Annotated in this window: 23 protein-coding genes; 19 read left to right on the plus strand and 4 right to left on the minus strand. The window is 62.9% G+C overall.

Going from position 1 to position 24,886, the window contains the following annotated elements:
• Window positions 1-82: 82 nt before the first annotated feature.
• From ACDELDRAFT_RS03050 to ACDELDRAFT_RS03120, 15 genes are all read left to right on the plus strand, one after another.
• On the plus strand, window positions 83-970 hold the full coding sequence (locus ACDELDRAFT_RS03050) for an HpcH/HpaI aldolase/citrate lyase family protein (protein WP_269763810.1): 888 nt from the start codon (window positions 83-85) through the stop codon (window positions 968-970).
• Window positions 960-1,523, plus strand: coding sequence for a MaoC family dehydratase (locus ACDELDRAFT_RS03055; RefSeq protein ID WP_332375630.1), 564 nt, complete (start codon window positions 960-962; stop codon window positions 1,521-1,523). The genes ACDELDRAFT_RS03050 and ACDELDRAFT_RS03055 overlap by 11 nt, the downstream gene beginning before the upstream one ends.
• A gap of 92 nt (window positions 1,524-1,615) precedes the next feature.
• Complete coding sequence (locus ACDELDRAFT_RS03060; protein WP_198403207.1) at window positions 1,616-3,490, plus strand: AMP-binding protein; 1,875 nt, start codon at window positions 1,616-1,618, stop codon at window positions 3,488-3,490.
• A 41-nt stretch (window positions 3,491-3,531) separates the two neighbouring features.
• Complete coding sequence (locus tag ACDELDRAFT_RS03065; protein WP_005793320.1) at window positions 3,532-4,695, plus strand: acyl-CoA dehydrogenase family protein; 1,164 nt, start codon at window positions 3,532-3,534, stop codon at window positions 4,693-4,695.
• 11 nt (window positions 4,696-4,706) lie between these two features.
• Window positions 4,707-5,918 carry an acetyl-CoA C-acetyltransferase gene (locus ACDELDRAFT_RS03070; RefSeq protein WP_005793321.1) on the plus strand — a complete coding sequence of 404 codons (1,212 nt, stop codon included), beginning with the start codon at window positions 4,707-4,709 and terminating at the stop codon, window positions 5,916-5,918.
• A gap of 12 nt (window positions 5,919-5,930) precedes the next feature.
• On the plus strand, window positions 5,931-6,716 hold the full coding sequence (locus ACDELDRAFT_RS03075; protein ID WP_005793322.1) for an enoyl-CoA hydratase/isomerase family protein: 786 nt from the start codon (window positions 5,931-5,933) through the stop codon (window positions 6,714-6,716).
• 54 nt (window positions 6,717-6,770) lie between these two features.
• Window positions 6,771-7,988, plus strand: a complete 1,218-nt coding sequence (locus ACDELDRAFT_RS03080) for a CoA transferase (protein ID WP_005793324.1) — start codon at window positions 6,771-6,773, stop codon at window positions 7,986-7,988.
• Window positions 7,989-8,007: 19 nt separating this feature from the next.
• A complete protein-coding gene (locus ACDELDRAFT_RS03085; protein ID WP_005793325.1) occupies window positions 8,008-9,660 on the plus strand; it encodes an acyl-CoA dehydrogenase family protein in 1,653 nt (550 codons plus the stop codon).
• Window positions 9,661-9,735: 75 nt separating this feature from the next.
• Entirely contained in the window at window positions 9,736-11,049 is a 1,314-nt protein-coding gene (locus tag ACDELDRAFT_RS03090; protein ID WP_100084391.1) for an MFS transporter, read from the plus strand.
• Window positions 11,050-11,125: 76 nt separating this feature from the next.
• Complete coding sequence (locus tag ACDELDRAFT_RS03095; protein ID WP_005793327.1) at window positions 11,126-12,316, plus strand: CaiB/BaiF CoA transferase family protein; 1,191 nt, start codon at window positions 11,126-11,128, stop codon at window positions 12,314-12,316.
• A 4-nt stretch (window positions 12,317-12,320) separates the two neighbouring features.
• Complete coding sequence (locus tag ACDELDRAFT_RS03100; RefSeq protein WP_005793328.1) at window positions 12,321-13,079, plus strand: SDR family oxidoreductase; 759 nt, start codon at window positions 12,321-12,323, stop codon at window positions 13,077-13,079.
• Window positions 13,080-13,093: 14 nt separating this feature from the next.
• Window positions 13,094-14,254 (plus strand): CaiB/BaiF CoA transferase family protein, encoded by a 1,161-nt coding sequence (locus tag ACDELDRAFT_RS03105; protein WP_005793330.1) that lies wholly within the window; start codon window positions 13,094-13,096, stop codon window positions 14,252-14,254.
• 45 nt (window positions 14,255-14,299) lie between these two features.
• Complete coding sequence (locus tag ACDELDRAFT_RS25965; protein ID WP_005793332.1) at window positions 14,300-14,680, plus strand: Bug family tripartite tricarboxylate transporter substrate binding protein; 381 nt, start codon at window positions 14,300-14,302, stop codon at window positions 14,678-14,680.
• A gap of 62 nt (window positions 14,681-14,742) precedes the next feature.
• Complete coding sequence (locus ACDELDRAFT_RS03115) at window positions 14,743-15,384, plus strand: Bug family tripartite tricarboxylate transporter substrate binding protein (RefSeq protein ID WP_005793334.1); 642 nt, start codon at window positions 14,743-14,745, stop codon at window positions 15,382-15,384.
• An 8-nt stretch (window positions 15,385-15,392) separates the two neighbouring features.
• Window positions 15,393-16,157, plus strand: a complete 765-nt coding sequence (locus ACDELDRAFT_RS03120) for an SDR family NAD(P)-dependent oxidoreductase (RefSeq protein WP_005793336.1) — start codon at window positions 15,393-15,395, stop codon at window positions 16,155-16,157.
• Window positions 16,158-16,225: 68 nt separating this feature from the next.
• Here ACDELDRAFT_RS03120 and ACDELDRAFT_RS03125 read toward each other — a convergent pair whose 3' ends face one another.
• Window positions 16,226-17,632 (minus strand): MmgE/PrpD family protein, encoded by a 1,407-nt coding sequence (locus tag ACDELDRAFT_RS03125; RefSeq protein WP_100084393.1) that lies wholly within the window; start codon window positions 17,630-17,632, stop codon window positions 16,226-16,228.
• A 142-nt stretch (window positions 17,633-17,774) separates the two neighbouring features.
• On the opposite strand from ACDELDRAFT_RS03125, the gene ACDELDRAFT_RS03130 reads away from it, so the two are divergent.
• From ACDELDRAFT_RS03130 to ACDELDRAFT_RS03140, 3 genes are all read left to right on the plus strand, one after another.
• Window positions 17,775-18,722 carry a Bug family tripartite tricarboxylate transporter substrate binding protein gene (locus ACDELDRAFT_RS03130; RefSeq protein ID WP_005793340.1) on the plus strand — a complete coding sequence of 316 codons (948 nt, stop codon included), beginning with the start codon at window positions 17,775-17,777 and terminating at the stop codon, window positions 18,720-18,722.
• A gap of 126 nt (window positions 18,723-18,848) precedes the next feature.
• Window positions 18,849-19,382, plus strand: a complete 534-nt coding sequence (locus tag ACDELDRAFT_RS03135) for a nuclear transport factor 2 family protein (RefSeq protein ID WP_040327899.1) — start codon at window positions 18,849-18,851, stop codon at window positions 19,380-19,382.
• 99 nt (window positions 19,383-19,481) lie between these two features.
• Window positions 19,482-20,246, plus strand: a complete 765-nt coding sequence (locus ACDELDRAFT_RS03140; RefSeq protein ID WP_005793344.1) for a GntR family transcriptional regulator — start codon at window positions 19,482-19,484, stop codon at window positions 20,244-20,246.
• A gap of 154 nt (window positions 20,247-20,400) precedes the next feature.
• Here the strand turns inward: ACDELDRAFT_RS03140 and ACDELDRAFT_RS03145 are convergent, their stop codons facing one another.
• Both ACDELDRAFT_RS03145 and ACDELDRAFT_RS03150 read right to left on the minus strand, forming a co-directional pair.
• Window positions 20,401-21,378 (minus strand): tripartite tricarboxylate transporter substrate-binding protein, encoded by a 978-nt coding sequence (locus ACDELDRAFT_RS03145; protein WP_005793346.1) that lies wholly within the window; start codon window positions 21,376-21,378, stop codon window positions 20,401-20,403.
• A 69-nt stretch (window positions 21,379-21,447) separates the two neighbouring features.
• Window positions 21,448-22,278, minus strand: a complete 831-nt coding sequence (locus ACDELDRAFT_RS03150; protein ID WP_232504705.1) for a Bug family tripartite tricarboxylate transporter substrate binding protein — start codon at window positions 22,276-22,278, stop codon at window positions 21,448-21,450.
• A 214-nt stretch (window positions 22,279-22,492) separates the two neighbouring features.
• Between ACDELDRAFT_RS03150 and ACDELDRAFT_RS03155 the strand changes: the two genes are divergently transcribed.
• Complete coding sequence (locus ACDELDRAFT_RS03155; RefSeq protein ID WP_005793348.1) at window positions 22,493-23,275, plus strand: SDR family NAD(P)-dependent oxidoreductase; 783 nt, start codon at window positions 22,493-22,495, stop codon at window positions 23,273-23,275.
• A gap of 425 nt (window positions 23,276-23,700) precedes the next feature.
• Here the strand turns inward: ACDELDRAFT_RS03155 and ACDELDRAFT_RS03160 are convergent, their stop codons facing one another.
• On the minus strand, window positions 23,701-24,771 hold the full coding sequence (locus ACDELDRAFT_RS03160) for a porin (protein WP_005793350.1): 1,071 nt from the start codon (window positions 24,769-24,771) through the stop codon (window positions 23,701-23,703).
• Window positions 24,772-24,886 lie beyond the last annotated feature (115 nt).

Genomic DNA, 24,886 nt, shown 5'->3' on the forward strand with positions numbered 1-24,886 from the left:
GTTTTTGTTTGCACAATCGATAATATATTATGTATAATTCTTCCAACATCGACACATTTGAAGGAATCCATCCATGAGACCCATGCGCTCCGTTCTCTTCGTTCCTGGTCACAAGGAGGGGTTGCCCGAAAAGGCGGTCGCCAAAGGCGCCGATGGCGTCATCCTCGATCTGGAAGATGCCGTTCCCAATGCGATGAAGGCGCAGGCGCGCGAGGTCGTCGCGAACTCCATCCGCAAGCTCGCCCAGGGCGAACGCAAGGTGGGAATCTACGTACGATTGAATTCGCTGGAGACCGGCATGACGGGTGACGATCTGGAGAAGATCGTCATCCCCGGTCTGGATGGCGTATTGCTGCCGAAAAACTACGGCCCCCAGGATTTCATCGCCTGCGAGGCTCTGATCTCCCACTTCGAGCGCCGCAACGGCGTGAAGCCTGGCACGGTGGAGATGGTTGTCTCCCTGGAGACTGCGCAAGCCTACGCCAGCTGCGAAGCCATTCTGGCTGTGTCGCCGCGCGTTGCCACACTCTTTGCCGGTACGGCAAAGGACGCCGACGTATCCCGCTCGATTGGGTTCCAGTTCACGCCGGGCGGCCAGGAAACCTTGTATCTGCGCAGCCGCGCGCAACTGGCAAACCGAGCCGCCGGCCGGCAGTTCTCGTGGGTGGGGATCTGGCAAGACCTGAAGGACCCCGAAGGTGCCCGAGCCTTTGCAATTCAGAACCGCCAAATGGGTTTCACCACGATGGTGCTGATCCATCCTTCGCACATTGAACTCGCCAACGAGGTGTTCTCTCCCTCGGCGCAGGAGGTTGTCTTCTACCAGGGAATGATCGACACCTTCGAGAAGGCCGAGGCCGAAGGCAATGCGGCCGTTGTGTACGAGGGGCAGCACATTGACTACGCCCACGTCAAGACGGCGCGCCAAGTGATTGAGCTGCACAAGGTGCTGACAGCCAGTGCTTCCTGAAACTGCATATTTCCCACGAAAGGACAAGGCCATGGCCGGACTCTGCTACGAAGACCTGACACCAGGATTGATCATCGAACACCCCATCCGCCGTACGGTGACGGAGATGGACAACACCCTGTTCTCCGCGCTCACCTACAACTGCGCGCCGCTGCACATCGACGCGGAATACTCCAAGAACAGCATCTTCGGGCAGCGGCTGGTGAACAGCATGTTCCTGCTGGCACTGGTGAATGGCGTCATCGTGATCGACACCACCATCGGAACCACGCTGGGCAATCTGGGCTTTGACGAAATCAAGTTTCCCAACCCTGTGTTCCATGGCGACACCATCCATGTAGTGACTGAGGTGCTGGAGCGCCGAGAGTCCAAGAAGCGTCCGGATTCCGGCATCGTCTGGTGGCGCCACACGGGCTACAACCAGCGTGACGAGGTGGTCTGCGAATGCAAGCGTGCTGGCCTGATGCTCAAGCGGGCCGACTATGAGGCCTTGCAGGCGAAGATCAAGTCGGAAGCGGCCGCCAAGAAGGCTGCTGCACAGCAGCAGGCCTGAGCATGAAGGGTCGCGCAATCTTTGGCAGCCCCTTGGCCGCAGTATGGCGGCCAGGACCGGAGCAGATGGAGCGCAGCAGGCTTGCTGCGGCCATGAAGCGTTGGGGATTCTCGACGCTGGAGGAGTTGCACCAAGCGTCTGTCGATCGGCCCGAATGGTTCTGGCCGGCGGCAGCCGAAGACCTTGGAATTCCATTGCATGGCAAGGTGGAATGCGTGCGCGACACTTCGCGTGGCCGCGCTTTTCCGCAGTGGTTCAAGGGCGCGACGCTGAATGTGGTGGAAAGCTGTGTGGATCGCCATGCCGCCGACCCCGAGCAGGCGCAGCGAACAGCAGTCGTCTATGAGGGCGACAGCGGCCAGCGGCGCAGCCTGACGTTCGCGGAGCTCAAGCGGCAGACGGACACCTTTGCAGCGGGGCTGCGCAGGCTCGGCGTTGCCAAGGGCGATCGCGTGGCGCTGTTCATGCCGCCGGTGCCGGAGGCCGCCGTGAGTGTCATGGCGTGCGCCAACATCGGCGCGGTGGTCGTGCCCGCGTTCTCGGGCTATGGCTCGGACTCGCTTGCCACGCGCCTGCAATCGGCCGAGGCCAAGGTGCTGGTGACGGTGGACAGCACCACCCGCCGTGGCAAGGCTGTGCCCATGAAGGCCATTGCCGAGGGCGCCGCCAAGGCGTCACCTTCGGTGCAGCATGTGGTCGTCATCCGCGCCAGTGGCGAACCGGTGGATATGGACGCGGGCCGGGATCGCTGGTGGCACGATGTCGCCACCCCTTTGCCGCAGGGGGTCTTGCCCGAGCCGCCAGAGGCGCTCGATCCGAATCATCCCTTGTTCGTGATCTACACCTCCGGCACCACCGGCCTGCCCAAGGGCATCGTGCATTCGCACATCGGCTACCTGCTGAAGTCGTCCGTCGATTTCGGCTATGCCTTCGACCTGCAGCCGGGCGACATGCTGGGCTGGATCGCCGACATGGGCTGGATGCTTGGGCCCTTGATGATCGTGGGTGGATTGCAGTGCGGCAGCGGCATCACCATGGTCGAGGGGCTGCCGGATCATCCCGAGGCCGACCGCATGTGGAACATTGTCGAGCGCAATCGTGTGACGGTGCTTGGGATCGCACCGACGGCGGCGCGAGGTCTGCGCGCTCGCTCCGGCAATGCCCGTCCGGCGGCCGATCTTTCCAGCCTGCGCGCATTCGCCTCCACCGGCGAGGCCTGGGACGATCCGACCTGGCATTGGCTGTTCGAGACGGTGGGGCAGTCACGTTTGCCCATCCTGAATTACACGGGTGGCACCGAGACGGGGGGCGGAATTCTGTCGTGCTACACCATTGCCCCGCAGGCTCCGGCCTCGTTCTGCGGGCCGCTGCCGGGAATGGATGTCGATGTCCTCGATGCGGAAGGCGCCCCCACCTCGGAGATTGGCGAGCTTGTGATGCACAACACCTGGGTTGGCATGACGCACAGCTTCTGGCGCGATGATGCACGTTACCTCGAAACCTACTGGGATCGCTGGCCCGACATCTGGGTGCATGGAGATCTTGCGAGCGTGGATGCCAGTGGCTTCTGGCGCATCCATGGCCGATCCGACGACACGCTGAAGATCGGTGGCCGCCGCGTAGGACCTTCCGAAATCGAATCCGCCCTCGTGGCCCAGCCCGGTATCGCCGAAGCCGCCGTCATCGGCGTGCCTGACGAAATCAAAGGCCAGAACATCGTGGCTTTTGCTGTTGCGAAGCCAGGCGCTGAGCCTGTTGATCCGGATGCGTTGATTGCCGGTGTCACCCAGATGCTGGGTAAGGCCATGGCGCCTTCCAAGGTGCATGTCGTCGAGGGCCTGCCCAAGACGAGGAACGGAAAGATCATGCGCCGCGCGATCCGTGCCCGCTACCTCGGCGAAAAGCTGGGTGATTTGTCGGCCCACGATCCGCTGACCCCTCTCGAAAAGATTCCGCAGCAGGCCTGAGTGCCGAACGCTAGACCCTAGCCATTGACTGGACCTGAACCATGACTACCGCTGATACCAACGATCTGACCATGATCCGTGAGTCGATCCGCAAAATTGCACAGGAGTTCGACCTCAACTACTGGCGCCAGAAAGGCGCCGACAAGGAGTACCCCTGGGACTTCAAGAATGCGCTCGCCAAAGGCGGCTGGTTGGGCATGTTCATGCCCGAGCAGTATGGCGGCATGGGCCTCGGCCTCTCCGAAGTTGGCGTCGTCCTAGATGAACTCGGCCAACGCTGCGGCTTCAATGGCAACTCGGTCTTCCAGTACTACGTCTTTCCTCCGGGGCCCGTCGTCCACCACGGCTCTGAAGAGATCAAGAAGGAATTCCTGCCGAAACTGGCGAGCGGCGAGGAGATGATGTGTTTCGGGGTTAGCGAGCCTGATAACGGCGTGGACACCTCGCGTCTCAAGACCTTCGCGAAGAAGGATGGCAAGCGCTATTTGGTGAATGGCCGCAAGGTGTGGATTTCGAACGCGCTGAACGCGGACCGCATCCTGCTGCTGACACGCACCAGTCCGCGCAACCCGGAGCGTCCCTACGACGGCATGACGCTGTTCCTGACCCAACTCAAGGGCAAGAAGGGTGTCGAGATCAATCGCATCGACAAGATCATGCGCAATGCCGTCGACAGCAACGAAATGGTCTTCGAGAACTTCGAAGTGTTCGAAAACGAGATCATCGGTGAGGAAGGCAAGGGCTTCCGATGCCTGCTCGACGGCCTCAATCCGGAGCGGATTGCGGTCGCCTTCACGGCCATCGGTCTCGGTCGCGGGGCGCTAGACCTGACCGTGCAGTACGCCAAGGACCGTGTCGTCTTCGATCGCCCGATCGGCAAGAACCAGGCGGTCGCTCATCCGCTCGCTGATAGCTGGATTCGCCTCGAAGCCGCCGAGCTGATGGCGCAGAAGGCAGCACGGTTGTTCGATGAGGGCAAACCCTGCGGACCGGAGGCGAATGCCGCGAAATTCCTCGGGTCCGAGGCAGGCTTCGAAGCCGCCGACCGGGCGATGCAGTTCCATGGCGGGTACAGCATGGCGACCGAGTACCACGTCTCGCGCTTCTGGATGGAGGCGCGACATTTGAAGATCGCACCGATCAGCCAGCAGATGGTGCTCAACTTTATCTCGGACAAGGTTCTTGGCCTACCCAAGTCCTACTAAGCGGAGTAGCTATGAGGCAAGCAGTCATTTGTGAACCCCTGCGCACCCCGGTCGGGCGTTATGGCGGGGTGTTCAAAGATATTCCCGCTGCCGGATTGGCAGAGGTGGTATTGCGCGAACTGGTCAAGCGCACCGGCATTCAAGGTAGCGACATCGACGACGTGATCTTCGGCCAGTGCTACCCGAACGGCGAGGCGCCGGCGATCGGCCGCATTGCCGCGCTGGATGCGGGGCTGGGCGTGCATATCCCGGGGCTGCAGATCGATCGCCGCTGCGGCTCCGGCCTGCAGGCCGTCATCGATGCGGCAATGCGCGTACAGACCGGTGCGGCCGAACTGGTCATCGCCGGTGGTGCCGAGAGCATGAGCCAGTCCGAGCACTATGTGCTGGGATCGCGCTTTGGCATCAAGGGCGATTCGCAGCCCTTCTGGGACCGTATCGCGCGCGGCCGCATCACCTCCGGTGGCAAGCATCACCCGGTTCCGGGTGGGATGCTGGAGACGGCGGAAAACCTGCGGCGCGAATACAAAGTGTCGCGCCAGGCGCAGGACGAGCTGGCCTTGAGGTCGCAGCAGAATGCCGCGGGCGCGCAGCAGAGCGGGCGGTTCGCGGACGAGATCGTCGCGGTGCCGGTCAAGGGCCGCAAGGGTGTGCAGAACGTCAGCGCTGACGAGCATCCCCGGGCCGATACCACCATGGAAATGCTGGCGGGCCTTTCGCCCGTGCGCCTCAAGCAAGACCCGGAATCCACCGTGACCGCTGGCAATGCCAGTGGCCAGAACGATGGCGCCGCTGCCTGCATCGTGACCACGCCGGAGAAGGCTGCGGCCCTGGGGCTCAGGCCGCTGGCACGCCTGGTCAACTGGGCCGTGGCCGGCGTCGAGCCGGAGCGCATGGGCATCGGCCCGGTGCCTGCCGTCGAGCGAGTACTGCAGCGCACCGGTCTGTCGATCAAGGATCTGGACCTGTTCGAACTGAACGAGGCCTTTGCCGCACAGGTGCTGGCCTGCACCTACGGGCTGAAGTTCCAGCCCGGCGACTATGAACGCTTGAACGTCAACGGCTCCGGCATCTCGCTGGGGCATCCCGTGGGTGCGACCGGCGTGCGCATCCTGGCGACCATGCTGCGCGAACTCGATCGCCGTGCTGGCCGCTACGCCCTGGAGACCATGTGCATCGGCGGCGGCCAGGGGCTGGCGGCGGTGTTCGAGCGTATCAAGTAGGAGCTGCAAATCATGGAACGTTACAAGCAATTTCCCATGCGTTTCGAGCGTCACGAAGACGGTGTGCTCGAGATGATCTTCGACGGCCCGAACCTGAACGCGGTGGACGCACGGGTGCACGCCCAACTGCCCAAGGTGTGGGCCGTGATTGAGAACGACCCCGAGACGCGCGTGGTGCTGGTGCGCGGCGAGGGGCGCGCTTTCTCCGCCGGCGGCAGCTTCGACCTGATCGATGAGCAGATCGAAAGCCACGCTGTGCGAATGCGCGTGTACTTCGAGACGCGCGACTTGGTCATGAACATGATCAACTGCAAGAAGCCGCTGATCTCCGCCATCCATGGTCCGGCCGTGGGCGCCGGCCTGATCGTGGCGATGCTGGCCGACATTTCGATTGCGGCGCGCACCGCCAAGATCGTCGACGGGCACACACGCCTGGGTGTCGCTGCGGGCGACCATGCCTCGATGGTGTGGCCGCTGCTGTGCGGCATGGCCAAGGCCAAGTACTACCTGATGACTTGCAAGCACATGTCGGGCGAGGAGGCCGAGCGCATCGGTCTTGTGTCACTGTGCGTCGACGACGACAAGCTGCTAGAGACCGCGCGCGAGACGGCGCGCGACATCGCCAATGGAGCGCAGGAGGCGATCGGCCTGACCAAGTACTCGCTCAACAGCTGGTACCGCCAGCAGATGCCGCTCTTCGACGCGTCGCTGGCGCTGGAATTCCTCGGCTTCGGGGGGGCGGAGGTGAAGGAGGGCGTGCAGTCGCACCGCGAGCGCCGCCCGCCCAAGTTCGTCTGACGCCGACAGCGACGGCGCCGTGCAACCGAACCTATTAAGCAAGAGGCAACCAAGATGTACCCGATCCTGAATGGACTGCGCGTTGTCGAGTGTGCGTCCTTCATCGCCGCACCATCATGTGCGCTGTATTTGCAGCAGCTTGGCGCCGAAGTGATTCGCATCGATCCCATCGGCGGCGGGATGGATTTCGCACGCTGGCCGGTGGCTCCAGGCGGCCAGAGCCTGTACTGGGAAGGCCTGAACAAGGGCAAGCGCTCGGTCGCCATCGACCTGTCGCGTCCCGAAGGACGTGAGCTGGCGACGGCCTTGATCACCGCGCCGGGGCCCGATGCCGGTCTGCTGGTCACCAACTACCCGCAGAAAGGCTTCATGAGCCATGAAGCCTTGAGTGCGCGGCGTTCCGACCTGGTGACGGTCCGGGTATTGGGCTGGGGCGATGGTGCGCCCGCCGTGGACTACACGGTGAATGCGGCGCTGGGTGTGCCCTGCATGACGGGCTCCCAGGAAAACGGCGACACGCCCGTCAACCATGTTCTGCCGGCCTGGGATCTGCTCACGGGGGCCTACGCTGCATTTGCCATGCTGGCGGCGGAGCGGCATCGCTGCCGCACGGGACAGGGGCAGGAAGTGACGGTGGCGCTGTCCGATGTGGCTCTGGCATCGCTGGGGAACATGGGCCAGATTGCCGAGGTCCTGACGCAAGGCGACAGACCGCGCTACGGCAACGCGCTGTTTGGCGCCTTTGGCCGAGACTTCACGACCGCCGATGGGCAAAGGGTCATGGTGGTCGCCATCACCGGCCGGCAGTGGACCGGACTGGTGACGGCGCTGGGGCTGCAGGAGCCTATCGCGGCCCTCGAATCCTCCCTGGCTGTCTCGTTTGTTGCCGATGAAGGGCAGCGCTTCGTTCATCGCGATGCCCTGTTTCCGCTGTTCGAGCGGGCCATCGGCGCGCTGTCCCTGGATGCGCTGCGCAGCCGGTTCGAGACGCAGGGGGTGCTCTGGAGTACGTACCAGACCCTGGGTACCGCACTCGAGCACGACCCCCGTCTGTCGCTCGATGCGTCCCTATTCTCCATGCTCGAGCATCCGAGCGGACTGCGCTACCCCGCGCCCGGCGCGGCCGCCACCTTCCACGGCGCCGAGCGCCACGGCGCGGTACGTGCGCCTCGCCTTGGCGAGCACACCGACCAAGTGCTGGCCGAAGTCCTTTCCCTGTCCTCCGCGCGCATCGGCCAGCTTCATGACGCGGGAATCGTCGCGACGGCCTGATCCAAAGAAAGCAAACACCATGAGTGAAGCCCCCAATCTGACCAAGCACCTGCAAGGCGCCGCCGGCGCCGCCCGGGAGTTCCTCGGCGAGGCCAAGCGGGTCGTCTCGCAGCGCTGCGCACCGAGCGGCCGCGCCGAAGCGGCACTGCTGCAGCAGCACCAGCGCGCGTTGCACGGCCTGGCCTGGATCGCAACCACCGTCGAGGCCATCGCCTGCGCCGCAAGCTGGAGCGAGCGCCTCGCCGCGCGCGGCCAGTTGAATGCCGGCGAGGAACTGGTGCTGACGATCGGCGTCGGCGAGTACCTGGCCCAACTCACCCATGGCATCCCGATGTCGCAGAGCGAGATATTCCGCCCGGTGGAGCTGGGGCTGGAGCGTGCCGCCGAGGCGCTCGCCGGCCAGGCCAGTGCACGCTGGCTGATATCGCGGGCCGCGGCACCGGAGACTCGGCGCGCATTGGTCGATCATTTCCGGTCCGGCGGCGGCGTGACGGAGACGGCCTTCGACGAAGACCTCGACGTGATCCGCGACCAGTTCCGGCGCTTCGCCGACAAGGAGATCACGCCGAAGGCCCATGCCTGGCACCTGGCGGACGAACTGATTCCCGACGACGTGGTCGGGCAGCTCAGCGAGTTGGGGGTGTTCGGCGTGAGCATCTCGGGCGACTACGGCGGCATGGGGCTGGGCAAGCGCGCCATGTGCATCGTGACCGAGGAGCTCAGCCGCGCCTGGATCGCGGCCGGCTCGCTGGGTACGCGCTCGGAGATCGCCGCCGAACTCATCGGCTGCGGCGGCACCGCGGCGCAGAAGAGCGAGTGGCTGCCGAAGATCGCCTCCGGCGAGGTGCTCCCGACAGCCGTGTTCACCGAACCCGACACGGGTTCCGACCTCGGCGCGCTGCGCACGCGCGCCACGCAGGTGACGGGCGGCGGCTGGCGCATCGACGGCAACAAGACCTGGATCACGCATGCCTCCCGCAGCGACCTGATGACGCTGCTCACGCGTACCGAGCCCGGCTCCACCGACCACAACGGGCTGAGCATGTTCCTCGCGCCTAAGCCGCGCGGCACCAAGGCACAGCCGTTTCCCGCGAGCGGGATGAGCGGCGGCGAGATTCCGGTGCTGGGCTACCGGGGCATGAAGGAATACGACCTCGCCTTCGACGGCTTCGAGGTCGGGGCCGAGGGCCTGCTCGGCGGTGTGCGCGGGCAGGGCTTCCGGCAGCTGATGCAGACCTTCGAAGGGGCACGAATCCAGACGGCCGCGCGCGCGGTGGGCGTGGCCTGGCGCGCCTTCGACCTCGCGTGGCGCTATGCGAACGACCGCAAGCAGTTCGGCGCGCCGATCATCGAGTTTCCGCGGGTGGCCGACAAGCTGGCCCTGATGATCGCCGAGACCGTGCTGGTGCGCGAGCTATCGCACTTTGCGGCCGAGGAGAAAGACCGGGGCATCCGCTGCGATGTCGAAGCCGGCATGGCCAAGCTGCTGGCCGCCCGCGTGGCCTGGAGCAACGCCGACAACGGCTTGCAGATCCATGGCGGCAACGGCTACGCGCTGGAGTTCGAGATCAGCCGCGTGCTGTGCGACGCGCGCATCCTGAACATCTTCGAGGGTGCGGCCGAGATCCAGGCGCAAGTGATCGGGCGTGGCTTGCTGGCGGGTTCGCGCTAGTGTCGCGGCACTAGTGGCAAAGCCCTCGCATTGCTTCCTCTCGACTTGACTTTCTCAACCAGCGAGCGCCCCATCTTGACCTCGACCCACCTTCCTTCACAGGGCACCACACAGCAGGCTCTGTCGAACGCCGCATCAACACCGCGCGTGCGCGCGGTGGTGGCGACGGTACTCGGCAATGCGCTCGAGTGGTTCGATTTCGCCGCCTACGCATTTCTGGCTGCCCTGATTGGACGGCACTTCTTCCCGCCCGGAAATGAGACCGTGACACTGCTGAGCTCGTTTGCCGTGTTCGGCGTGGGTTTCGTCGCGCGGCCGCTGGGTGCCATTGTGTTCGGTCGGCTGGGCGACCGGCACGGCCGCAAACTGGCGCTGATGATTGCGATGCCGCTGATGGGTGTCGGTACGCTGATCGTCGGCCTCACGCCGAGTTACGCGACCATCGGTATCGTCGCGCCCATCCTGCTGGTGGTCGGCCGCGTGCTGCAGGGCTTTTCCGCGGGCGGCGAATTGGGCAACGCGGTCGCCTTCCTGTTCGAATGGGCTCCGCCGCGGCGGCGCGCGCTCTACAGCAGCTTGCAGCAGTGCAGTGTCGTCTTCGGTACGCTGCTGGGCTCGGGCAGTGCCGCCTTGCTCTCCAACACGCTGTCGCCGGCGGATCTCGAGGCATGGGGCTGGCGTGTTCCGTTTCTCGTCGGCGGCCTGGTGATTGCGCCGCTCGGCATATTCCTTCGCCGCAAGGTCGAGGAATCGCCGGTCTACGAGGGAGCTGCCCTGCAGTCCGATGCGCGGACGGCCGCCGCATCGCCCTGGCTGCTCGGCGCGAAGACGATCAGCCTGACCGGGGCCTGGGTGGTGTCGTACTACGTGTTTCTCATCTACCTGCCGAGCTTCCTGCCCAAGCACGCCCATGTCTCGGCGGCGCATGCATTGTGGGCCAGCACGGCAGGGCTCGCGGCGATGATGGTCAGCATCCCGGCCTGGGGCTTGCTTTCCGATCTGATCGGCCGCCGGCCACTGATGTTGATCGCGTCGGTGCTCTGCATCGTGACGCCTTATCCGGCGTTCATGCTGCTGCTGAGTGCACCGTCACTGGCACAGGTGTTTCTCGTGTCTATTGCCGCCGGAGTGCTGGTTGGCATGTTCGCAGGTGTGGGGCCGGCAGCCATGTCCGAACTGTTCCCGACCTCTCAACGCACAACGGGCGTCTCCATCAGTTTCGGGCTTGCGACGGCGATCCTTGGAGGCTTCGCGCCCTTCCTGTCCACGTGGCTCATCGGCGTGACCGGCTCGCCGCTATCGCCCACGCTTTATGTGATCGCGGCCGCGCTGGTGTCGACCGCCACCGCCGTCAAGCTGCGTGAAACGGCATATACCAGACTTAGCTAGTACATGTATTAATAATGCACAATGCATTATTTGGATTTCGTTAAACCTAAGCCTTGCCATCAGGAGACAACAGTTCATGAAAGCCCAGCCCCTTGCCGGCATCCGGGTCCTCGAAATCGGCGCCTACATTTCGGCGCCCTATGCCGGAGTGATTCTTGCGTCGCTTGGCGCCGAAGTTGTGAAGGTCGAGCCGCCCGAAGGCGAGCCGTTCCGCCGCGGCGAGGACAACCGCAGCGCCTACTTCATCCAGTACAACAGCGGCAAGAAGAGCGTTGCCATCGACCTCAAGTCCAAGACCGGCGTGGACCTGGTGAAGTCCCTGGTTCCGCGCTTTGATGTGCTGATCCAGAACATGCGGCCGGGCAAGATGGCCGCGCTCGGCCTGGGCGAAGACGTCTGCCGCGCACTCAACCCCGGACTCGTGTACGCCTCGATCTCGGGCTTCGGCAGCGGCGGGCCGTGGGTGAACCGTCCCGCCTATGACACCATCGGCCAGAGCATCGGCGGCATCTACTCGATCATGAACGATGCCCATCACCTGCGCCTCACCGGCACCTGCATCGCCGACCTGATCACCGGCATCAGCAGCGCCATGGGCATCCTGGCGGCGCTGCTGGGCCGCGAACGCAGTCCGGACCGTACCGGTGCGCTGATGGAGACCTCGCTGCTCGAGGCCATGTCTACGCTCACGATCGATGCCGTGACCCAGGCCTTCGAGACCGGCGAGGATCCGGTGCGCAATTCGCGCCACCCGCAGGCGCAGAACTTCTGTCTCGAAACGGCGGACGGCGGCGGCATCACGATGCATCTTTCGGTGTCGCAGAAGTTCTGGGCGGCGCTGGCCCGCGTCATCGGCCGCGAAGACCTGATCGACGATGCGCGCTTTCGCACTTACGACGACCGGCGCGTGCCCGAACATTACGAGGAGATGGTGCGCATCATGGAGGCGGCATTCGCCAAGCGTCCCCGCGGCGAGTGGGAGAAGCTGCTGACGGAGGCGGACGTTCCTTTCGCACCGGTGCTCACGATGCACGAGGTGGTTGCGCATGAGCAGACGCGCTGGCTGGAGTTGACAGGCCCGAGCGTGGGCGAGCTGCCGATGGTGCGGCCGCCGTGGCGATTCGACGGCATGCGGCCACCGCGCAGCGACCAACCGGCGCATGTGGGCGAGCACACACGCGAGGTGTTGCGCGAGGTTTGTTCCGAGAGTGACCTGGAGGGAATGGCTGCCTCCGGCGACATCCTGATCGCCCCTGCGCGGGCCTAGCGCCATGGATCTCGGAATCGCCGGCCGGCGTGCCATCGTCATCGGCGGCAGCCAGGGCCTCGGCTATGCCGTCTGCGAGCGCCTCGCCGCAGAAGGCGCAGAGCTACTGCTGTTCGCCCGGGATGCGGCGAGACTGACCGACGCTTGCGCGCGGCTGCAGCGCGCGCATGGCGTGCGCGCCGATGCGTGCGCGGGTGATATCACCCGCGCCGAGGACATCGATCGCCTCGCAGTCCAGGCCGCCGAAAAGGGCGGTGCGCAGATCCTGGTGCTGAACACGCCGCGCCCGCCGAGCCCGATGCGCGATTTCCTGCAGGAGAACGATGACGCCCGCTGGGAGCAGGGCTACCAGCAGCAACTGCACGGCGCTCTGCTTGTGCTGCGCAAGCTGACGCCGCTTGTCGCTGCGGGCGGCTGCGGGCGCGTCGTCGCGATCACTTCCGCATCCGTCAAGCAGCCGATGCCGCGCCACGCGATCTCGACCATCTACCGCGCCGGCGTGCAGGCCGCCTTGAAGCACCTGGCGATGGAAGTCGCCGCCCAGGGCGTCACGGTGAACGCGGTCGCGCCCGCGACGGTCATCACGCCCACGTTCTCTACCTTCCACAACCTGGAGCAGCGCATCCAGGCCGTTCCCCTGAAGCGCGCCGGGAAGCCGGAGGAACTAGCGGCAACGGTGGCGTTCCTGGTTTCGGAGTATGCCGGTTTCATCACCGGGGAAACGATCCAGCTCGACGGGGGCCAGACCCTGGCACTGTGTTAACAAAGGAAGACAGAATGACAAACAGGAATACGGCAAAGGGCCCGCTGGCCGGGCTGAAGGTGGTGGAGGTGGGTGGTGTCGGACCCGGCCCCTTCTGCGCCATGCTGCTGGCGGACATGGGTGCGGAGGTGGTCCGCATCGACCGCAAGCACGCGTCGGAGAGCGGCCTGCCGGTGGACCGGCGCTTTGACGTGATGTTCCGGGGCCGGCGTTCGCTCGCCCTGGACCTGAAGAAGCCCGAGGCGGTGGACGCCGTCAAGCGCATGTTGCGCGGCGCCGATGTGCTGATCGAAGGCTTCCGCCCCGGTGTGATGGAGCGGCTCGGGCTGGGCCCCGAGGTCTGCCTGGAACTCAATCCCAGGCTGATCTACGGCCGCATGACGGGCTGGGGCCAGACCGGGCCGCTGGCGCGCGAGGCCGGCCACGACATCAACTACATCGCACTCAGCGGCGTGCTGCATGCCATCGGGCGAAAGGGCGGGCCGCCGGAAATCCCGCTGAATCTGATCGGCGACTTCGGCGGCGGCGCCATGTACCTGGCCTTCGGCATCATGTGCGCCTTGCACGAGGCGAAATCTTCCGGGCGTGGCCAGGTGGTGGATGCCGCGATGGTGGACGGTTCCACCTCGCTGATGGCCATGGTCTACGGCCTGTTCGCCGCGGGCTACTGGAAGGATGAACGTGGCTCGAACCGGCTCGATTCCGGCGCTCCCTGGTACGACGTGTACGAGACCAAGGATGGCCGTTACGTGGCGGTTGGCTGTACCGAGGCCAGCTTCTTTCGCAACACCTTGCGGCTGCTCGGTCTGCGCGAGGAAGATTTCGGCGGACAGCATGACCGCGATGGATGGCCGAAGATGAAGGAGGCCTTCGCACGCGTTTTCCGCAGCCGTACGCGCGACGAGTGGTGTGCAGTCTTCGAGGGCACCGAGACATGCTTCTCCCCGGTCCTGTCATTGGCCGAGGCGCCGCACCACCCCCACCAGGTGGCCCGCGGCAACTTCGTCGAATGCTCCGGGGTGGTGCAGCCGGCGCCGGCCCCGCGCTTCAGTCGCAGCCGGCCGGCGGTGCAGGGGCCACCGCCTCAAGCAGGGGAGCACACGATGGAAGTGCTGAAAGACTGGGGCTTCGGCCCCGAAGATGTCGCGCTGCTGCAGGGGTCCGGCGCAATTTGAGCTTCGGCGCGAGATATTTTGGATGGCATCATTTCATGGAAATGGATGGCGATGACACTCTTTCATTTGAATAAGCTGCTCGCGGGACTGCTCGTCGTAATTGCCACAGCCGCTAACGCCTACCCGACCAAGCCGATCAAGGTCATCGTGCCCTTCAGTGCTGGTACGGTCACGGATTTGCTGGCCCGCGAACTCAGCCAGTCGTTGGCGGTGGTGATGAAGCAGCCCGTGGTGGTTGACAACCGCACCGGCGCCGAAGGCAGTATCGGCGCCCAGGCCGTCCTGAACTCGGAGCCCGACGGACACACGATCATGTTCTCTAGCTTCTCGATCTCGGTGCTCGACCCGTTCGTGAAGAAGACGATGCCGTATGACCCGGTCAAGGACAGTCTTTTCCAAATGAGGTTTGAGCCTGGAGCGGCGTGAGATCGGCGAGGCGAAGCGAGTCGATCAGTTGTTGATGGCTGCCAGTGTAGAACGGGAGGGGGTTGGGCTTCCTCTGGGACTTCACGCCGGTGTGTGGTGTTGCTAAGATTGACAACATCCTCAACTTCTCCACGTCGCTCCCACACAAGACGGTCGCGGAATTCCTTGCCGACGCGAAGAAGCAGCCCGGCAAGTTCACCTTCGGCTATTCGAGCGCCACCACCCGACTGGCGGGCGAGCTGTTCCAGCAGTCTGCGGGCATCAAACTGACAGGTGTTCCCTATCGGGCCACCGTGGCCGGACTGACCGATGTGGCCAGTGGGCAGGTCGACCTGTTCTTCATCGATCAGACCTCGGCGAAATCCTTCTACGACACCGGCAAGGTCAAGCCGATGGTCGTCGCAGGCACGCAGCGCCTCAAGAGCCTGCCCCAAGTGCCTTCCGCCAGCGAGGTCGGTGTTCCAGGCTATGCGATCGAGCCCTGGTTCGCCGTTTATGTATCGGCTAAGACGCCGGCTGCCACCGTCGCCGAGTTGGCCGGCGCTTTGAAGCAATCGATGAAGACGCCCGCCATGTCTGCCCTGCTGGAAAAGATCGGTTTGCAGGGGTTCTCTGTGTGTGGCGATGAGCTCGGAAAGCACATGCACCAGGACATCCGGCGCATGGGTCAGGTCGTCAAGGAAGCCGGGATCGAGAAGCAATAGGAGTTCACGTGTACAAATTTGATGGAAAGACCGTGCTTGTCACGGGCGCGGGCAGCGGCATGGGGGCGGCGTGCCTGCAGCGGCTCTACGACGAAGGTGCCACCGTGGTGGCCATGGACATCCGCATCGACGATCTCGAGAAGGCCGTTCAACGTCTTGCCGATCCCTCTCGGGTTCAGGTTGTCGAAGTCGATATTGCCAACCACGCGCAAGTCGCAGCTGTGGTGTCCAGCGTGGCCGAACGGGCTCCTCACCTGTGGGGACTGGTGAATTGCGCCGGGGTGCGCGGAATCGGCACGCTGATGGACTGGACGCCGGAAGAGTGGCACCGCGTGATTTCGATCAATCTGGATGGCACTTTCAATATCTGCCAAGCATTCGCCCGCGCTTTGATGAAGGCAAACGCTCCTGGGGCCATCGTGAACATCTCCTCGACTGCGGGAATCAGGGCGGTGCCCAACCGGCTGGCCTACGTGGCGGCGAAGATGGGCGTCTCCGGCATCACGCAGGCCATGGCGCTTGAACTCGGCCCGGCGGGCATTCGGGTGAACGCCGTATGCCCGGGACTCATTCGCACGCCGATGATCACTAACACGCTGGCAGATCCGGAGAACGTCGAGCGCATCGAGGCGGCGTATCCTTTGCGGCGCGTCGGTGAACCGGAAGAGGTGGCAGCGGTGGTGGCCTTCCTGCTGTCGAACGAGGCCAGCTTCGTCACGGGGGCGATCCTTCCGGTGGACGGGGGAAACACCGCGGGCAAACCGTCGCATTGAGGCTGGCCACCCCCATTGCGTACGGGCAATTTGCGCGATCGGATTGCGATTGCAAGCGGCCTGCCTGATCAACGGCGTCGAAGCAGTGCGGTGAGCTCGCCGATGGGCGTGGCGGGGTCCAGTCGGTCGATCAGCTCGAACAGCCTGCGCGCCTGCTGCTGCCCGATTACCTCATGGGTCAGCTCCTCGAGCTTGGCCTGGTGCTCCTCGGGTGTGAAAGGGGCAGTCGGCATGCCCTTGGCGCGGTCGCGGAAGATGTGCTCGCGCGTGCCGTCCTGGTAGTGGATGACCACATCGGCGACGAAGTTGCGCGGATAGCGCTCGTCCAGATCCGGCGAGCGCTGCAGCCGGATGCGGCGCGCGAACTGCACCACGTCGGAGTCCTCGGACAGCGGTAGACAGCCCTCCAGGAAGGCGCGGTGCGTGGCGAAGCCGTTGCCTTTGCCCAGGGCCGCCAGCGCCATCTGCAAGGGCAACCCGAACTGCAGCTCCTCGATATTGCGCGGCCCATGCTGGTGTGCATGGGTGTTGCCGGCCAGGTTCGCTGTCATGGCCTGGATGTTGGCGTCCACGCCAACGATGTCGGCGGCGCGTCCTTGCATGCTCGTCATCGCATCGATGTAGGCATGGTGGGCGCCGCAGCAGCAGTAGGCCTTGAACCATGTATCGCGGACGCGCAGCGGTTGTACCTGCCTGAAGACGTCGGCAGCGTCGGACTCGCCTGCGCGACGAATGAAGGTGCGAAAGAATCCCTTATCGCCGCCGAGATAGCGCAAGGGGCCGGTGATGCCGGCACGGGCGAGTTCCACGGACTCGATGCCGTTGCGCACCGCGATGCCTGCGTGCACCCGCTTGATGGAGCCACCGCTGGAGGTGTATTCCGTGGTGCCCGAGGCGTGGCTCAGGGCGATCGCGAGGGCATGCTGCACACGCTCAGCATCGAGTTGGTGCAGCTTAGCGGCCACTGCTGCGGCGCCGAAGTTCGCGAGCACGGCATGCGGATGCCAGCCCTGGTTCACCAGATCGGGAGAGACCAGGCGGCCGACGCGGACGTAGACCTCGTAGCCGGCAACCATTGCTTCCACCACCTGGCCCAGCGTCGCGCCGAGTTCCTCACCCACCGCGAGCGCGGTGGGGACCACACAGCAGCCTGGATGGCCGTTGCCCGCGACATCGTCATATTCGAAGCCGTGGCCGTAGGTTGCGTTGATGTAGCCGGCATCTGCCGCGTCGACCGTGGCGGCTTCGCCGACCATGGTAGAGGCACCGGGCCGCGGCTTGCGCAGGAAGCGGCGCACCTCTCGCGACCAGGGCAGGTTCGCCGAGCCGATCTGGAGGGCGAGCTGATCCTTCAGCAGTGTCTTGACGGCTGGAAGGGAGCTCCCATCAATGTCCTCGAACGCGAAGGCGACTAGGAAGCGGGCGACGGCGGCTTCCAGTTCCGCGTTGTCTTTTGTGGAGGGTTCGGACTTCATTGCGGCATTGCGCATGGACATGCGGAGAGGGACATCCGGGTGACAGTGAATTGACTTTGATAAACGATAATACATAATGCATTTATTATCAAGCGACATGTGCAACCAGCGCATGCCGTCACCCATTCCACTGGAGGCACCCATGTTCAAGAAGGCATCCGCCTGCGTGCTGCTCGCTGTCGCGAGTGTCAGCCATGCATTCCCCGACCGAGTGATCACCATTCAGGTGCCGTTCAGTCCAGGAACCACCACTGACGTGAACGCGCGCGAATTCGCCCAGGTCCTCTCCGGCATCGTCAAACAACCCGTCGTAGTCGACAACAAGGTGGGTGCCGAAGGGCAGATCGGCGCCATGGCAGTGCTCAATGCCGCGGCGGACGGACACACGGTCATGTTCACCAGCAATTCACTCACGGTGCTGGATCCCCTGATGAAGAAGAGCCAGCCTTATGACGCCCTGAAGGACTTCGTACCGATCTGCGCCTTTGCGAGCACCAGCAACGTGATGAACGTTACCGGATCAAGCCAGTTCAAGACGACCGCCGACGTCGTTTCCGCGGCCAAGGCGCAGCCGGGCAAGATCACCTTTGGGTATGCCAGCGCCGCTCAGCGGTTGGCCGGCGAGTTGTTCCAGCAGGCCGCTGGCGTCAAGCTGACGGCCGTGCCCTACCGATCCAGTGTGACGGCGCTGACCGAAGTGGCAGGTGGCCAAGTCGACCTGATCTTCATCGATCACGTCTCTGCCATGTCCTATTACCAGGGCGGCAAGATCCGGCCTCTCACGGTTGCGGGAGCTCAGCGCTATAAGGCCATTGCCGACGTCCCTGCCGCAAGCGAGGCGGGTGTGCCGGGCTACAACATCCATCCGTGGTTCGGTTTCTACGCGTCCGCCAAGACGCCGCCGGCGATCCTGGCACAGATGCGCGAAGCCTTTGGACGCGCAGTCAGTTCGCCCGCGACGGCAGGGAACATGGATAAGCGCGATTTGCAAGTGCTCCCGTTGTGCGGCGACGCGCAGGCCAAGCACTTGGCGGAGGACGTGAAGCTGACGCGCAAGGTGCTCAGCAAGGCCGGCATCGAGCCGCAGTGACGATGCGCGGGCTACTTGCGGCCATTGGCCATGAAAGTGGTTTCTTTGAAGGTCAAATAACGCACAATGTATTAAACATTGTCAATGAAGCTTGCAGCGTGAAGGGGTGAAGAGCAAGGCTACGAAATGAATGATGATGGAACTCGTGACCGGATCGCGATCCGAGACGTGATGGGTCGCTACGCGCGCGCCATCGACAGAGGGCAGTTCGCGTTGCTCCGAACCGTGTTCCATGCGGATGGGTACGACGACCACGGACCCTACAAAGGCGGCGTCGACGGCTTCATTCAATGGCTGCAGGAACGCTTCACCGACGAGGCGCCGATGCAGCATTTCCTCGGCAATTCGCTCATCGAGTTCGCTAACCCTGACCTCGCGTTGGCCGAGACCTACTATGTTGCGGCCCGACCACCTAAGGGCGGCGAGGTGAGGCAGGGCGGGCAGGGCTCCGGACTGTACGTGCTCTCGTGGGGCCGCTACGTAGATCGCTTCGAGCGCCGAGATAGCGAATGGCGGGTGGCCTACCGTCGCACGGTCGTTGACCTGCGGCTGCAGGCTGTCGTCAACGTGTTGCCCGGATCGGATGCGTCCAACTGGGGCCGGCGCGACGCCCAGGATCCGCTGAGCATTGCGCGCGCCGAAATCTTCGGCCGCGACTGAGAACCCTCACGCCGCGGGCGCTCAGAGGGAGCGCGCGGTCCGCAAACAAGCTGAGGAGACATGCGATATAATCGATAATATCATATCCGAGAGCCTCTCATGACATTCGAAAGTCACTCCCGTCCAACAGACGGAGCGCAACAGCAGCAGTTGTCCGGCACAGTCGCGTCGTATCTGCGTGAGAAAATCATCTCCGGCCAACTGAAACCTGGTGACTTTCTGCGCATTGACGCTATCTCCACGGAACTGGATATCAGTACAACGCCTGTCAGGGAAGGCTTGTTGCTACTGCAGAGTGAGTCATTTGTGCGATTGTTGCCACGCCGAGGGTTCGTGGTCAACAGCTTCAATAAAGAGGATCTGCGTGATATTTTCTGGGCCCAGGCCATTGTGGGCGCGGAACTGGCCGCCCGGGCGACCTTGAGGATGTCCGAGGAGGATCTGGAAAAGCTCCAAGAACTGGATGCCCAGCACGAGAATGCATTCAAATTAGGTGATCCAGACCATATTCAACTCGGCTACGAGTTTCACCGCTTCATCAACCTGATGGCGAAATCGCCTCGCTTGGCGCTCTTGATGGGTAATCTGACCAAGCAACTGCCCATCAGGTTTTACGCCGAGATTGAAGGACAGGTTGCGGATACGCTGAAATATCATCCGATCATTCTGGATGCCATGCGGATGAAGGATGGCGATGCGGTCCGTTCACTGATGTTCCGCCACATCATGAGTGGTGCGGAGAAACTGATCGATTCCCTCGAGCGCGCCGGTGCGTGGGAAGCTGCGGCGGATTTGTCAGAAATTCAGCAAGAGCCGCAGGTTGAGGAGCGGCCGGCCGTGAAGCGACGCAAGGTACGAGCCTGATGCACCGAAGGCCGCCCGCTACCGGGCGTTTCACGGTTATCTGTGGGATGGCCTGGGCAACCCAGCTTTTGTTGACCAGGCCCCGGTATCGCCGGATCTCCATGGCAAGCACCAGTGCCGACGTGATTTGGCAGCGACTGGTGCGATAGAGAGCTCACTGCAGAACGATGTTTTGTTCTGCACCTACGCGCTTGAAGACGGTATAGCTGTCCCGGATTCGCTTGGCGGACTGCTCGGGCGTTTCATTGACGGCGGTAAAGCCATCAGCTTCCAGGAGTTCTTGCATCTCTTTGGAGGCAGAAATCTCATTGACTTCCTTGTTGATGCGTTTGATCAACGCAGCAGGAGTGCCTGCAGGGGCGAGCAGTACGTTGTAGAGCGTCGCCGAGTAACCGGGCACAGCCGAGGCCATGGTTGGAAGGTTTGGGAAGGCGGCACTGGGAGTAGCCGAGGCAACCGCGATTGCACGCAGTTGACCTGCGCGGAGCTGGCCGGCGATGGAAGTCCTTGCCGCAAATATCACGTCCAGCACGCCCCCGATCGTGTCTGTGACTGCTGGTGCCGCGCCCTTGTATGGGATATGCCTGATCTGTATCTTGGCTTGGTTATTCAGCATTTCCGCTGCCACATGGGCGATGGTGCCGATACCACCCGTGCCGTGCGAAAGTGCGTCGGGCTTGGCTCGTGCCGCAGCCACCAGGTCTTGCGGAGACGTGATGCTGGAACTGACTGGCACAGCGACAAGCAGCGGCCCTTCGCCTGTGACCGCCACGGGCGTCAGGTCGGTGAGCAGGTTGAAGGATGCATTGCCCATGAGCGCGGCGGCGCTGACGAGGCTGACCGATCCGAAAACAAGCTGAGAGCCATCCTTGGGGCCTTTGACCACGGTGCTCGTTCCGATCATTCCGGACGCGCCGGGTCGGTTCTCGACGATCACGGTCGTGTTCAGACGGGGCCCAAGAGCGTTGGCCAGGCGACGTGCCAGGATGTCAGTGCCAGCCCCTGGGGAGAAGGGAACCACGATGCGGATCATGGGCGGCATAGGGGATTGGCCATGGACCTGGGCATGGGCCAGCGAGGCAGTGGCGAGCGCTCCTATGGTTGCGACAACGGTGGAAAGAAGTTTGAACATGGGCTGGCTGTCTCCGAAAAATACTAGGGCTAGTGAAAGACTGGGGAGGGAGGAAGGTTGCAAATAGCGCTACTGCTTGAAGCCGGTGGACCGGACCACCTCACCCCAACGCTTAATGTCTTCGTTGAGCAGTTGCGTGAATGCTGCGCGGCTGGTGCCGGTCACCCGCAGTCCGGCGCCTTCCAGCTTGGACCGTGTGTCGGGATCCTGTGTGGCCTTGACGATTTCGGCGTTCAGTTTGTCGATCACCTGCGGCGGCGTACCGGCTGGCGCGAAAACTCCGTACCACGAGGTGAAAAGCAGGCCGGGATAGCCCACTTCCGTTGAGGTGGGGGTGTCCGGGAACATGGCGGAGCGGGTCGGACTCGTGGTTATCAGCGCCTTGACCTTCCCTGCCTTCACCAGCGAAGCAGCGGCTGCATAAGAGAAGAACTGTGCCTGGATGTCGCCAGAAAGCAGTGCGGCGACTTGATCCCCCGTGGAGCGGAAATGCACAGGCTCCACCTGAGTGCCAACTGCATCGGCGAGCAAATAGGCGCCAAAGTGCCCCACGGTGCCTGGCCCGGGTGTGCCAAAAAACAGGCGCGATTGCTTCTTGGCCCAGGCTGCGAACTCCTGCATGGAGCCTGATGGAACACGCTGTGGATTGGTCACCAGCACGAGGTCGGTGCCCACAACTTGTGATACTGGAACAAAGTCCTTCTCGACACTGTAGGGAACCTTGTTGATGGCTGGCAGGATGGCCATCTGAGGCATTGCCGCGAGCATCAATGTGTGACCGTCCGGGGGCGAGCGCATGACCTCCTGCGCTGCAAGCACGCCTCCGGCGCCGGGCTTGTTTTCCACGATGACGCCTCCCTTGAAGCTGTGCTGCAACTGATTGGCCAGCAATCGGGCCACCACATCCGCACCACTGGCGGGCGCATAGCCGACCAGCAGACGCAGTGGCCTGTTGGTGGAAGTGGGATCTGAAGCATTGGCCGCAAGAGGGCTTGCAGCGAGAAGTGCAGCCAAGCTCAAGTGCAGGCGCATCCGAAACGGCATAGACATCTGTCTTGTCTCCTGAAATTATTTATGTATGATGCATTATATATTTTAAAGAAAGGTGGTCCAGATGAAATTTGAAGGACAAGTGGTGATCGTCACGGGCGCGGCGCGAGGGATCGGGCTGGCTGCGGCTCAGTTGTTTGCACGTGAAGGGGCTCATGTGGTCGTGAACGACCTCGAGCAAGGCGCTGTCGATATCGCGGTCGAGCAACTGCGCCAGGATGGCGGATCGGCAGAGGGCCTGGCAGCCGATGCGGGAGATGAATCGGCTGTGCGCAACGCGGTGGCAGGAGTCAAGGCCGCGCATGGGCGTATCGATGTGCTGGTGAATAACGCCGGCATCATGGTGCGCACAAAAACGGAGGAATTATCGTCGGCTGCCTGGCGGCGCGGCATGGCCGTGAACCTGGATGCTGTCTTCCATTGGTCGCAGGCCGTCGCCACCATGGCCATGATCCCGCACCGCGGCGGAGCCATCGTCAACGTGGCTTCGCTGGCTGGTCTGGTTGCGATTCCCAACGCAGCGGCCTACGTCGCATCCAAGCATGGCGTGGTGGGGCTGACCAAGGCGCTCGCCATCGACTGGGGGCGATACGGTATCCGGGTGAACGCGCTTTGCCCTGGGATGACGTGGACCGATCTATCGAAGAAGGATCAGGTGGGCAATCCTCAGATGTTCGTGGAGCGCGAGCGCCGTATTCCTCTCGGATATGCGGCCCAGCCCGCAGAGCAGGCCGAGGCCATTGTGTTTCTGGCATCTTCCGGCGCTTCTGCCGTGAGCGGGCTCATCATGAATGTCGATGGAGGCCAGCTCGCGATGTCATCGGGGTCTTCTCTGTCTCCCCTTTGAGTCGGGGCTTCAGTCCGGCCAGTGTCTGCAGGATATCGGCAGGCCTGAGATTTGGTTATCCAAGCCTGGCGAGTGGAATAAAAAAAATGGGCATGTTTTCACATGCCCTAATCCTTGGAGTAAATAGGTTAGCGATTCAGGCTAGTGCAGTGTTTGACGCTATCTGAAAAATAAAATCGCGTCTTTTCGGCCTGGGCGGCGTTGCAAGCCTTGCTGGCCGCGCCGAGCCAGAGGCTCGTCCCTTGGCCAGGCACGAACAGCCCGCAGGGCTGTTCGCGTTCGGGCTCAGCCTCGCGATAGCTAAGGCTATCGCTGCGGTTTGCGCCTTGCCCAGACCAAAAATCTATCTGTTATCTTTGTTCCATCAAGCATCAAGCATCAAGCATCAAGCATCAAGCATCAAGCATCAAGCATCAAACACTGCACTAGAAGGTATGAGTTATGCCAACACCGAACTGATTTTGCTTGTCGGTACTCGATGTCGTGCTATACATGCCGGCCTTTCCACCATTCTTGACGGTTTGATGTGAATAGAGCGCATACAGTTGAGTGCGTTTGCTAAGTAAGTAATTGGCTGCCAAGTTGAATTGGCGCACATCCTGATTCAAGGCGGTCTTATCGTTCAGGTATTGGAATCCGCCGCCAAGCACCCATGATGTGCCGTTCAGTGGGACGCGAGCCAGCAAAGAAAGCACATCGGCATCATTGCCGCGCACATTGAGTGCATTCTTTTGCCGCGTATAGAAGGCGCCATAGCGAGCGCCGTTGACGAGATAGGCACCGCCCACGCCGAGGATTTTATCCTTGTCCTTGCCTGCTGCGCAGCCCCCTGCCTCGGCGCAATTGCGTTCGTGGTACACCAAGCCCGCCTCTATGTTCTTGCTGGCATAGCTGCCGCCCAGCGACAGGATGCGACCGGCCGAGGAGGCACCGGCGACTTCGCCGAAAGCCGTCATAGCATGGATCTTGAAGCCGGACATGCTGGGCGTCTGGTATTTGATGGCGTTGTCCACGCGCGTGCCGCCGATCATATTGTTGAAGCGGGCCGCAGAAGAGCCGGCGCCAACGCCTGCACCATCCAGGGCCGATGTCGAATTGCCGAGCCATGATGCATTCAGGGAGGCGACGAACACGTCGTTGATGGTGGGCAGCATGCGGCCCATCTTCAGCTCGCCCAAATTGTCTGAACCCAAACCTACCCAGGACTGGCGGTTGAAGAATGGAGTGTTGGTCGCTCCTGTATCGGAACTGAGGCCTGCTTCCAAGTTGAAAATGGCCTTCAATCCGCCGCCAAGGTCTTCTGTGCCCCGAAATCCGAAACGCGAGGTCAACAAGTTCCCGCTGCGCAGCAGGTTCACATTGGAGCCGTTCACGTTATCGATGCGGGCGACGCCCGTATCAATGATGCCGTAGAGCGTGACGTTGCTCTGCGCCATTGCGGGGTAAACGGCGCAGCCCGCCATGGTGGCAATGGCCAAAGTAGCGATTTTCCTCATGAAACTAGGTCTCCTCAGTGATGTGTAAATGTCTTCTGCATGCCAGGTGCAGATTTCTTCGTGTTGCACTTTTTCTCGATGGGCTGGTCGGTAAACAAGGCATGCCTGTACCTCC

The sequence above is a fragment of the Acidovorax delafieldii 2AN genome, from assembly GCF_000175235.1.
Lineage (GTDB): Bacteria > Pseudomonadota > Gammaproteobacteria > Burkholderiales > Burkholderiaceae_C > Acidovorax > Acidovorax delafieldii_B.